The organism is Streptomyces sp. NPDC059477 (assembly GCF_042749375.1).
Taxonomy (GTDB): Bacteria; Actinomycetota; Actinomycetes; order Streptomycetales; family Streptomycetaceae; genus Streptomyces.
Window position 1 is genome coordinate 236,502 of record NZ_JBHYUG010000001.1, and the last position, 10,434, is coordinate 246,935.

Consider the following 10,434-nt stretch of genomic DNA (forward strand, 5'->3'; position numbering starts at 1 on the left):
CGGTGACCGGAAGGAGACCTGCGCGTTTCCGGGCTCGCCGGGGCGCGGATCTCCGCCGGGAGGGCGACGCTGGAGAGGTCGGCGTACGGGCCGGGCACCCGGGCAGGGGAGCCCCAGGCTCTTCGGGTGGATCTCCGTGGCGCGGAGACCCGCCGGAAGGGCGGCCCTCAGCGGGCCCTGGCCCCGCGCGCAGCAGGAAGGCAGGACATGACCGCACTCGGATTCCTCCACCCGGGCGACGCCCCCGCGGACGACTATCCGCGCATCGAGCAGCTGCTCGGCAGTGACATCCGCCTGGACGTCGTCCGCGCGGATCTCACCGAGCCGGCGGAAGCGGGCGGCCCGGGGGGTGCGGGGGGTGCGGCCGGGGCCGACAGTCCCGCCCGGCTGGCGGCGATCGCGGAGCGGCTCCGGCTGACCGGCGCCGAGGCGGTCGTACGGACCGGCCCGGACCCCGTCGACCTGCGCACCGCCCGCGCCCAGTCCCGCGCCCTGGCCCTGGCCGCCGGCATGCCCGCCTCCTGCGCCCCGCTGGCCTTCGTCAACGCGGCGCGGGAACTGGGCGCCCGGCGGGTCGCCGTCGCGTCGACCGGCCCGCCGCCGGAGGTGGACCGCAGCGCCGCGTTCCTGCGGGAGGCGGGACTGGAGGTCACCCAGGCCATCACCGGACCGCCCGGCGATCTCCTGGCACTGGCCCGATCGGCCGACACCCCGGAGACACAGGCCGTCCTGTTCCCCGACCCCGCCCTCCAGACCGCGGCCCACCTCCAGCAACTGGAGGCGGACCTGGACAAGCCGGTCCTCACGGCGTCCCAGGTCACGGTCTGGGAGGCCCTGCGCCTGACCGACAGGAGAGTGAACGCCCCCGGGCTGGGCGCCCTGTTCGACCGGGAGCCGATCGTGCAGGTGTGAGCCGGAATAACCGGAGACAGTCTCCTGTTACGCCCGGAGGACCTGGACCGAGACCATCCAAGGCATTCGGTACTCAGCATTCAGGCATCCAGGTGTTCAGATGCCCGGGTGTGCGGCGAACAGGAGGCGCAAAGTGACGGCAGAGGCGGCGGCAATGGCAGACGGAATCCGTGGCCGGGCACAGGGCACCGCACCCGTTCCCCTCTCCGTCCTGGACCTGGCGACGGTCGGTACGGGCCACACCGCCACGGAAGCCCTCACCACCGGGGTCGACATCGCCCGCCTCGCGGAGGCCCGCGGTTTCCACCGCTTCTGGGTGGCCGAACACCACTCCATGCCCGGTGTCGCCAGCTCCTCACCCGCCGTGATCCTCGCCCACCTCGCCGCGCACACCTCCCGGATCCGGCTGGGCTCCGGCGGTGTCATGCTCCCCAACCACGCCCCGCTGGTGATCGCGGAGCAGTTCGGCACGCTGGAGGCGATGGCCCCCGGCCGGATCGACCTGGGCCTGGGCCGCGCCCCCGGCACGGACGGCCCCACGGCCGCGGCCCTGCGCCGCACGGCCACCCTGGGCGAAGGCGCCGACGACTTCCCCCAGCAGCTCACGGAACTGATCCGCTTCCTGGACGACGACTTCCCCGACGGCCACCCCTACGGCCGGATCCACGCGGTCCCCGGCCCGGTCCAGGCGACCGCGCCCGGCGGCGTCCAGTCCCCGCACCGCCCGCCGGTCTGGCTGCTGGGCTCCTCCGGCTTCAGCGCCCGCCTCGCCGGCCTGCTGGGCCTGCCCTTCGCCTTCGCCCACCACTTCTCCGCCCAGAACACCGTCCCGGCCCTGGACCTCTACCGCGAGTCCTTCTCCCCCTCACCCCTCCTGGACCGGCCCTACGCCGCCATAGGCGTCTCGGCCGTCGCCACCGAGGACCCCGAGGTGGCCCGCGGCCAGGTCCTCGCCGCCGCCCTGGGCATGGTCCGCCTGCGCACCGGCCGCCCCGGCCTGATGCCGACCCCCGAGGAAGCCGCCGCCCACACCTTCAGCGCGATGGAACGCGACTTCATCGACTCCTGGAACGGCAACGTCATCCACGGCACCCCCGACGAGGTGACCACCGGCCTCAACGACCTCCACAAGCGCACCGGCGCCGACGAACTGATGATCACCGCGAACATCCCCGGCGGCGACGTACGCCTGAACTCCTACGCCCTGATCGCAGACGCATACGAATTGCCGACGACCACCTGACCGACACCACTGGCAGCCCCCTGCGAGGCCGGACGGGTCCGGGGGGGGGGCTGGTGGCCCGTTCTACCGAGGCATGGTGGGTGTGGCTGGTGTACCCGCTCTACCGGGGACGGGGTGGGTGTGGGTGGGTGGTCTGCCCGTTCTACCGGGCCGGGTGGGTGTGGGTCCCGCCCGATGCAGCTGTGCCGGGTCGTGTCGGCCGCGTTGTCTTCCGCTGCCATGTCGGCCAGACGCAGCAGCCAATGGCTTCCGCGGCCGGCCCCGTCCCTGTGACACAGGCCCACATCGATGGGGGAGTCCCCCTGCCCGCCCCGCCCCGACGCCCAGGGCTTCCGACCGCCTGTCCCGGCTCCGGGCCTGCGGGCGGGCGAGCAGCACCGCTCGCATGACCTCTCCGCTCAGAACCTACGCATGCCCCGCGCCCCACCCCACACTCACCCGCGCCGGGCCACCCCGGCCACACCGCCGCCCGCCCTGCCTCCCGCCGGGAGACACCAGCCACGGCCCACGGCCTCCCGCCCCCGGGAGCCCCCGGGAGCCCCCGGCCATGGTCCAGCACCGGCCGGGGCCGGCCCTACGGCTTCCCCACCGTCTGTTCCGTCTCGCTGGGGCAGGTCAGTAGCTCGGAGATACGATCCGGCGATACCGGGCGGGAGTACAGCCACCCCTGGCCGGTGTCGCAGCCGATGCGGCGCAGGCGGCCGGCCTGGGCCGAGGTCTCCACGCATTCTGCGGTCACCGTCAGGCCGAGCCGGTGGGCGAGCTGGATCATCGCCTCGACGACCACCTCGTCGGCCGGGTTGGCGCGGCTGCCGGCCTCGCGTTCGTCGTACTGGAAGCCCCGGACGAAGGACCCGTCCAGTTTCAGTACCGACACCGGCAGGCGGCTCAGGTAGGCGAGGTTCGAGTACCCCGTGCCGAAGTCGTCGATGGCGATGCGGACCCCCATGTCGCTGAGGGACTGCAAGGCTTGCAGCGGCCGGCCGGAGGAGCCCATCACCGCGGACTCGGTCAGCTCCAGTTGGAGCAGATGCGGGGCGAGGCCGGTCTCCGCGAGGATCCGGGCCACGTCGGCGACCAGATCGGAGTCCCAGACCTGCCGCACGGCCACATTGACGCTGACGAAGATCGGCTCCTCGTCGGGATGGTCGAGCTGCCAGCGGCGGGCCTGCCGGCACGCGGTGGCCAGCACCCAGCGGCCGAGCGGCACGATCGCGCCGTCCTCCTCGGCCAGTGTGATGAAGCGATTCGGCGTCAGCATGCCGAACTGCGGGTGATTCCAGCGCACCAGCGCCTCCACCCCGCTCAGCCGCCCGTCGGACATCCCGACCAGCGGCTGATACTCCAGTACGAACTCCTTGCGCTCGATCGCGGGCCGCAGGGTGGAGGCGAGCGCCTGACGGGTCATCCGGTGGGCGTTGCGCTCCGGGTCGAAGAGCGTCCAGCGGTCCTTGCCGTCGGCCTTGGCCCAGTACAGCGTGGTGTCCGCGGCCTGCATCAGCCCGGTCGCGCTGGTCCCCGCCGCGAGCCGCTCCACCACCCCGATCGACGCCGACACCGACAGCCGCCGCCCCGACAGATCGAACGGCGCCTGGAGCGCGGTCAGCACCGACTCGGCGAGATCGGCGAGCTGCTCGGTGCCGGTGGAGTCCTCCACCATCAGCGCGAACTCGTCGCCGCCGAGCCGGGCCACCAGCGGCGCGCTGGCCCTCGTATGACCGGCCGTGTCGGCACAGCGGGTGAGCCGCTCGGCGACGGCGGCCAGCAGCCGGTCACCGATCCGGTGGCCGAGGGTGTCATTGATGGCCTTGAAGCCGTCCAGGTCGAGATAGCACAGCCCGATCCGCCCGGTGCCGCCGGTCACCTCCGGCTCGGCCTCCAGCGCCGTGGTGAGCCGCTCGAAGAACAGGGTCCGGTTGGGCAGCCGGGTCACCGGGTCGTGCATCTGCAAGTGCCGCAGCCGCGCCTGGAGTTCCCGGCGGGCACTGATGTCCCCGGCGGAGAGCAGCACCGCGTGCGGATCGCCGGGCAGCGGGGCGACGGTGATCTGCACCCACACCGCGTGACCGTCGTCGGGATGCTTGAGCCGCCGGGTGCAGCGCAGCCGCGCCTGCCGCCCGCGCAGCACCTCCCGGTAGGCATGCCAGGTACGGGCGTCGGAGGCCAGGTCCACCAGGTCGGCGGCGGCCCGGCCGGCCAGCCGGCCCGGCACGATCCCCAGCAGCTCACCCAGCGCCTCGTTCGCGCTGACCACCAGCCCCTCGCGGTCCACGACCGCCATGGCCAGCGGCGCACAGACGAAGGCGGCCCGATAGGCGCCCTCGGTGGCACTCGTACTGTCGGCCGACTCGTCACCGGTACGACGAGCCGCAGGATGATCGCTGTCTGTGACGGCCGGCCGGATGAGGTCTGCCGCGGGCGTCGGCCCTTCGGACGTTCCGCTCACCGCTCGCTCCCGCAGTGCACTCGATCTGCTCGATCTCTGTCCGGGCAGGAAAGTGTCAGGAAAGTGTGCCGATCATAGAGGTTGGTCCCCGGCCCTTCCAGCCACTATCCAGTGTCGCGGATGGCCCCACTGTCCTGACAGATCGTTTCTGCCCGTGCGGGGACCGGTTTCCACAACCACCGACCGATTGTGACGGACCGTGAACATTCCGGGGGTGTTGACGCGGCGGGTGTGACCGGCCCCTCACCCACCCGGGGTAGACAAACAGGGCATACGACATGAAATTCCCACAGGCTGGGTGCGGTGTCCCACGATCCGCTCCCGGAGGTATCTGTGCCGCGTCCGCTTCCGCGCCCCCGACTGCGCAGCACCGCGGCCGTGTTCACCGTCCTGTCGGCCGTCGCCGCCACCTCCTTCATCACCGCCCCGTCCATCGCCGAGCCCTTCGCCGCCTCCCCGTGCGCCCTCACCCGTACCGCCGCCCATCACTCCGAGGGCCTCGACACCTGGAACGGCGCGTATCCGAAGCCGGTCCGGTCACTGGACGCGGTGATGATCTTCCTGTCCTTCCCGGACGCGGCCCCCCGCACCACCCCCGCCGAACTGACCGCCGATCACTTCCCCGCCACGTCCACCTTCTTCTCCCGCGCCTCCTACGGCCGCTTCAGCCTGCGCCCGCACCCACTGCGCCAGTGGATCCGCATGCCGCGCCCGTCCACCGCGTACGCCATGCAGCGCGACTGGAACGCCGCCCACCGGGCCGCCTACCTGCGCGACGCCCTCGCCGCGGCCGACGGCCAGGTGGACTTCTCCCGCTACGACGTCGTCTACTTCGTCGCCGACCCGGACGCCCCGGGCGTGGACTCGGACGCCACGAAGGTGGTGAACCTGGACACCCCGCTGCGCGCGGACGGCACCGACATCCGCCGGGTGGTGACGGTCTTCGAGCAGCATCCGCCGGACCGGCTGGTACTGGCCCATGAGACGGGCCATGTCTTCGATCTGCCGGACCTCTACCACCGTCCGGTGGACGGTCACGGCGACTGGGACACCCATGTCGGTGACTGGGATCTGATGGGCAGCCAGTTCGGGCTCGCCCCGGATCTCTTCGCCTGGCACAAGTGGAAGCTGGGCTGGCTGGAGGACCGCCAGGTGGTCTGTGTCCCGGGCTCCGGGCCGACCCGTCTCACCCTGGAGTCCCTGGGCGTGGGCCCGGACGCCCCGGCGACCGGCGCGGCCGGCTCCCCGGCCTTCGGCACCGGCCGCGGCACCAAGCTCGCGGTGGTCCGTACGGGCCCCTCCGGCGCGCTGGCCTTCGAGGCGCGCGGGGCCGTCGGCAATGACGCCACGGCCTGCCGCCAGGGCGTCCTGGTCTACCGGATCGAGGCCGACACCGCGTCCGGCGCCGGTCCCATCCAGGTCGTCGACGCCCACCCCGGCAAGGAGGCCTGCTGGCAGAACTCGGTCTACCCACCCCTGGCCGACGCCCCCGTGGAACTGGGCGAGAGCTTCACGGTCCCCGGCGCCGAGGTGCGGGTGAAGGTGGAGAACCGCACCCCCACAGGAGCCTGGACCATCCGCATCACCCCCGCGACCTGACTGCCCCCGTCCAGGCGACGGGAAGGCCAACCGGTGTGGGAAGGGGGGTGTGGGTGGCGAAGCCCCCGCAACGCGCGGCGAACGCCGCGCAGAAACAGAGATGGCGAGACATGTCGCGCTTTCCGCGAACACGTCTCGCCATCGTCATCGTGCGCCGCCAGGGACTCGAACCCCGGACCCGCTGATTAAGAGTCAGCTGCTCTAACCAACTGAGCTAGCGGCGCCTGCTGACGTCGTAGACCTTAGCATCCTGGTCCTGGGGAGGAAAAATCGAAATGCGTACGGCGGAGCGGGCGGCCCGTACGGCGGCCCACAGGAGCACCTCCGGGCCGGGCAGCCAGGGGTGGCGGGTGTCCGGGGCGACGAGCCAGCGGTTGTCGAAGGGCCCGGCGCAGCCGGTGGGGGCGGTGGGGGCGGGGACGGTCACGGCGTCGCCGGTGCCGTGGCACAGCAGGGGCGGGATGCCCTCGGCACGGCCGCCGTCGGTCTCGCTGCCGGCGCCGTCCGCGCGGGCGCCCCATTCCTCCCAGTGCAGCAGCGAGGGGAGCCGCTGAGCGGTGCCGGACGCGGCGAAGAGCAGCACGCGGCCCCGGTAGACGGCGACCGGGCCGGAGCCGGGCCCGTCGTCCCACAGCCGGTCCAGCATCCGGCGGCCGAACATCGCGGGCGCGCTCACCACGTCGAAGGCGGTGCCGCAGGGCAGGACGACGGGGGCGTCCGGGTGCTCCTGCCACAGGGCGAGGGTGCTGCGCGGGTACGTTGCGGCGGAGGCGAGCCAGTCGGCGCCGTCCGGGGTGACGCCGGAGACCTCGGCGGCATCGGGGAACGGCAGTGCGGGCGGTGCGGGAAAGGCGGTGAAGATGGTGGTGGGGGCTGTGGAGAAAGGTTCATTCCGGGCGCTGCTCATGTCGTCCAGATCTACCTGCTGTGAGCATCCGATCTCAACGAGTTGCCGGAAATCGGGACAGGACGGGGTGCGGGGGAGTATCTTGCCCGCCTGGCATATGCGGGGTGCGCGTTGCCGTACCGGCTGGACCGGCCTGGACCGCCGGTAACAGCGCCGGACGGTCGGCGCCCCTGGGACCCGCTCAGAGCCAACTGGGCCAGCTGGGTCATCTGGGGTCAGCCCAGCGACCCGGTGGCCCGCAAGGGGCCAACAGAGCTACCCGCACCCCGCAGGACGGCTCACACGGGATCCACATGCCCCCGCCCCCGGCTCCCCTCGGCGCCCCGCATCAGATCCTGCCCGAACTCGACCATCTTCTTCGCGTAGTCCTCGGTCCACTCGGCCTGTTCGGCCAGGTCCGCCGGGGTCAGCCGGTCGAACCGGCGCGGGTCGGCCAGCTGGGCCGCCGCCATCGCCTGGAACTCGACCGCACGGTCGGCCGCCGCCCGGAACGCCTGTGCCAGCTCGGTCGCCCGCGCCAGCAGCGCACGCGGGTCGTCGATCGACTCCAGGTCGAAGAAGTGCTCCGGATCGGCCGCCGCCTGCATCGGCTCGAAGAGCAGGGGCGCGGGGCGTAGCCGCGGTTCATTGCGGCGCGGCGTGGGCTCCGCCATGTCTTTTCCTCCTCGTACGGTCGGTGGCGTACCCGCACTCGAACACCACGGGCCACCGTCCATTGTCGCTCGTACGCGCAAGGGGGCCGCGCCGACGGCCACGGCCCCGCATCCGACGCCGGCGACGACACCGTCCGGCGCCCGGCGCTGCCGGGTCGGCCCGGCTCAGGGCCGCCAGCTCACCCGATGCTCGCCCAGATGGGACAACACCGCATGATGGGCCTCCCAACCGTCCGGGAACTTCACCACCGTCCCCAGCTGCACCGGCTCGGTCGACGGGTACGCGTCGAGCAGCTCGCTCACGCCCGCCCGGCACACCACCACACAGGCGTGCCGGTGCCGGGACGCCAGCACGCACAGCCGGCCCGTCTCCAGGTGGAAGGCGGTGGCGTCCGGACGGCCGGACAGCGGATGCAGGACGACCGTGACGTCGAACTCCATGCCCTGGAGCCGGTTGGCCGTGTCCACGGTGACCCCGGACACGCCCAGCTCGGCGAGGGCCGCGCGGACGGCCGCCGCCTGGTCGCGGTGGGCGGTGCCGACGGCGACCCGGCCCGCCGTCAGCGGTACGGGGTCCGGCGAGCGCTCCGAGCGGGCCGCGCCGCCCCGGTCCAGGAGCCGCCGTACCACCGTCGCCACCGCGCGGACCGCCTCCGGGTCGGTGCGCGGGGTGTGCCGGGCGGGCAGCTCCAGCAGGCCCCAGCCGGACTCGGCCGCCGCGTCGATCACCCGGTCCGGACCGGAACCGTCGGCCGGGACGGCGAAGGTCAGCCGCCGGTCACCGTGGCCGGTGCCGCTGCGGAACGGGGTGTACGGGTAGAAGGCGGCCGAGACCAGCGGCGCCGCCGACGCGGGCAGCCGCCAGGAGACCGGCAGCCGGTGCTGCGGGAGCTGCGGATTGTGCGCGAGCAGCGTCATCACGGCCGACGCGGACGGGTCGTACGACAGCCCCGCCCACTGCTCGCTGCCGACGATCGAGAACGGGTCGAGCTGCCCCGGGTCGCCCACGAACAGCGCCCGCTCGAACAGCCCGGCCACGGCCAGCAGCGCGTCCGAGCGCATCTGGTACGCCTCGTCCACGATCGCGTGCCGCCAGGGCTCGTCCACCTGGACGTGCGCCCACTTCGCCGCCGTCGAGATCACCACCGGCAGGCCCGCCAGGTCGGCCGCCTTGGCCGACGTCCGCACCTGCTCCAGGCCGTCCAGCGCCTTGTCGTACGGGTCGGAGTCGCTGCTGTGCAGGCGTCCCACCGGCAGCTCGGGCCGCTTCTCGGCGAGCCGCAGCACCAGGTCGTCGACCTGCGCGTTGGTCTGCGCGACCACCATCAGGGGGCGTCCGGCGTCGGCGAGTTCCAGCGCGGCGCGCACCACCAGCGTGGACTTTCCGGCGCCGGGCGGGGAGTCGACCACGACCCCGCGCTCGGCGCCGCGCAGGGTGTCACGCAGGATCGCGTCGGTGGCCCGCGCCGCCGCGGTGCCCGGGTCGAGCGGGGGCGGGCCGGGGGAGGCCCAGGACGAGGTGCCGGAAGGGGTTCCGGGGGAGGTCGTGGTCACCGGGTTCCTCCGAGGATGCCCCGGCCTTCAGACCGGGGTGGAATCGGGCTCCTGTGGGGCGGGGCAGGGAGAGAGTGATCGCCTTCAGGGCGATTGGTCGTCTGCCGAGTCGTTGCCGCGCCTGTCCTCAAGCCGGTGCAGGATCTCGGAGTTGAGGGATCTGCGGGCGGACCTGGCCTGAGTGGCAAGCCATTCATGCAGGTCGGCGGGGAGACGGAGGGTGATGCGTACTTCATGATCCATGCCCTGAACTGTAGTGGTAAAATGGTGGCATGACGACACCACAAGTATCGGAGGGCGCCGGGCATGCCCGGTACACCTACCGGCTTCGCGTGTCGTCGACCGCCCGCACCGGCCTCATGGCCGAGTGGGCGCGCTGCCGATGGGTGTGGAACGAGTGCGTGGCCATGTCCCGCAAGGTCCACACCGCGAACCGGGGAGCGGCCGAGAAGAAGACGACGTGCGGCCCGGCCCAGCTCGACAGGATGCTGACCGAAGCCCGCAACGCCATGGCGTGGCTGCGTGAGGGTGCCTCGGTGCCGCAGCAGCAGACCATCCGCGACTTCGCCGCGTCCCGGGCCAAGGCCATCAAGGACATCAAGGCGAAGCTGCCGGTGCGTCGGCGTGCCGGGATGCCCCGGGTCAGGCGGAAGCGGGACGCGCTGCCGACGCTGAACTACACGCAGCGCGGGTTCCGGCTGAGGGACGGGCGTCTGCATGTGGCGGGCGGGATCGTCCTGACGGTCGTCTGGTCCCGCGAACTCCCCGCCGTACCTTCCTCGGTGCGCGTGTACCAGGATGCTGTGGGGCACTGGTACGCGTCGTTCGTCGTGGCCGGCGAGGCGCAGCCGCTCCCGGCCACGGGGCGGGTGCTCGGTGTGGACTGGGGCGTGAGGGTGTGCGCCACCCCCACAGACGCCGCCCCCGAGATCCCGCACCCGCGGCACGGGCGCAGGGCGCAGGCGAAGCTGACCCGGTACGACCGGATGGTGGCGCGCCGCAAGCCGAAGAAGGGGCGGGCCGGATCGAGGGGCTACCGGGAGGCGAGGAAGTCGCGTGCCGAGGTCTACGCGAAGATCGCCCGGCAGCGGCAGGACACCGCCCGCAAGTGGGCCAAGCG

Annotated in this window: 9 protein-coding genes and 1 tRNA gene; 4 read left to right on the forward strand and 6 right to left on the reverse strand. The window is 72.8% G+C overall.

Annotated elements, in window-relative coordinates; genetic code table 11:
• The first annotated feature begins 207 nt into the window (after nt 1-207).
• A complete protein-coding gene (locus tag ACFXAZ_RS01125) occupies nt 208-912 on the forward strand; it encodes a decarboxylase (RefSeq protein WP_384583066.1) in 705 nt (234 codons plus the stop codon).
• 154 nt (nt 913-1,066) lie between these two features.
• Nucleotides 1,067-2,155, forward strand: a complete 1,089-nt coding sequence (locus ACFXAZ_RS01130) for an LLM class flavin-dependent oxidoreductase (RefSeq protein ID WP_384583069.1) — start codon at nt 1,067-1,069, stop codon at nt 2,153-2,155.
• 574 nt (nt 2,156-2,729) lie between these two features.
• Here ACFXAZ_RS01130 and ACFXAZ_RS01135 read toward each other — a convergent pair.
• Entirely contained in the window at nt 2,730-4,601 is a 1,872-nt protein-coding gene (locus ACFXAZ_RS01135; RefSeq protein WP_384583072.1) for a putative bifunctional diguanylate cyclase/phosphodiesterase, read from the reverse strand.
• A gap of 333 nt (nt 4,602-4,934) precedes the next feature.
• Between ACFXAZ_RS01135 and ACFXAZ_RS01140 the strand changes: the two genes are divergently transcribed.
• Nucleotides 4,935-6,200, forward strand: coding sequence for a M6 family metalloprotease domain-containing protein (locus ACFXAZ_RS01140; RefSeq protein ID WP_384583075.1), 1,266 nt, complete (start codon nt 4,935-4,937; stop codon nt 6,198-6,200).
• A 150-nt stretch (nt 6,201-6,350) separates the two neighbouring features.
• Here ACFXAZ_RS01140 and ACFXAZ_RS01145 read toward each other — a convergent pair.
• The 5 genes from ACFXAZ_RS01145 to ACFXAZ_RS01165 form a co-directional block, all read right to left on the reverse strand.
• Nucleotides 6,351-6,424: transfer RNA gene (locus ACFXAZ_RS01145), tRNA-Lys, on the reverse strand.
• Complete coding sequence (locus ACFXAZ_RS01150; RefSeq protein ID WP_384583077.1) at nt 6,415-7,107, reverse strand: bifunctional DNA primase/polymerase; 693 nt, start codon at nt 7,105-7,107, stop codon at nt 6,415-6,417. Before ACFXAZ_RS01150 ends, ACFXAZ_RS01145 begins: the two co-directional genes overlap by 10 nt.
• Before the next feature lie 278 nt (nt 7,108-7,385).
• Nucleotides 7,386-7,760: a hypothetical protein gene (locus tag ACFXAZ_RS01155; protein ID WP_382681511.1), complete on the reverse strand. Its 375-nt coding sequence runs from the start codon at nt 7,758-7,760 to the stop codon at nt 7,386-7,388.
• Between the two features lie 165 nt (nt 7,761-7,925).
• A complete protein-coding gene (locus ACFXAZ_RS01160; RefSeq protein ID WP_384583130.1) occupies nt 7,926-9,209 on the reverse strand; it encodes an AAA domain-containing protein in 1,284 nt (427 codons plus the stop codon).
• 189 nt (nt 9,210-9,398) lie between these two features.
• Nucleotides 9,399-9,557 (reverse strand): Arc family DNA-binding protein, encoded by a 159-nt coding sequence (locus ACFXAZ_RS01165; RefSeq protein WP_384583081.1) that lies wholly within the window; start codon nt 9,555-9,557, stop codon nt 9,399-9,401.
• A 29-nt stretch (nt 9,558-9,586) separates the two neighbouring features.
• Between ACFXAZ_RS01165 and ACFXAZ_RS01170 the strand changes: the two genes are divergently transcribed.
• Nucleotides 9,587-10,434, forward strand: an 848-nt coding sequence (locus ACFXAZ_RS01170; RefSeq protein ID WP_384583084.1) for an RNA-guided endonuclease InsQ/TnpB family protein, incomplete at its 3' end; no start/stop codon positions are given.

Bases quoted from the DNA above. Each gene is read 5' to 3' on its own strand.
- ACFXAZ_RS01130 (WP_384583069.1), top strand. From the start codon at position 1,067: ATGGCAGACGGAATCCGTGGCCGGGCACAGGGCACCGCACCCGTTCCC.
- ACFXAZ_RS01155 (WP_382681511.1), bottom strand. From the start codon at position 7,760: ATGGCGGAGCCCACGCCGCGCCGCAATGAACCGCGGCTACGCCCCGCG.
- ACFXAZ_RS01165 (WP_384583081.1), bottom strand. From the start codon at position 9,557: ATGGATCATGAAGTACGCATCACCCTCCGTCTCCCCGCCGACCTGCAT.
- ACFXAZ_RS01125 (WP_384583066.1), top strand. From the start codon at position 208: ATGACCGCACTCGGATTCCTCCACCCGGGCGACGCCCCCGCGGACGAC.
- ACFXAZ_RS01150 (WP_384583077.1), bottom strand. From the start codon at position 7,107: ATGAGCAGCGCCCGGAATGAACCTTTCTCCACAGCCCCCACCACCATC.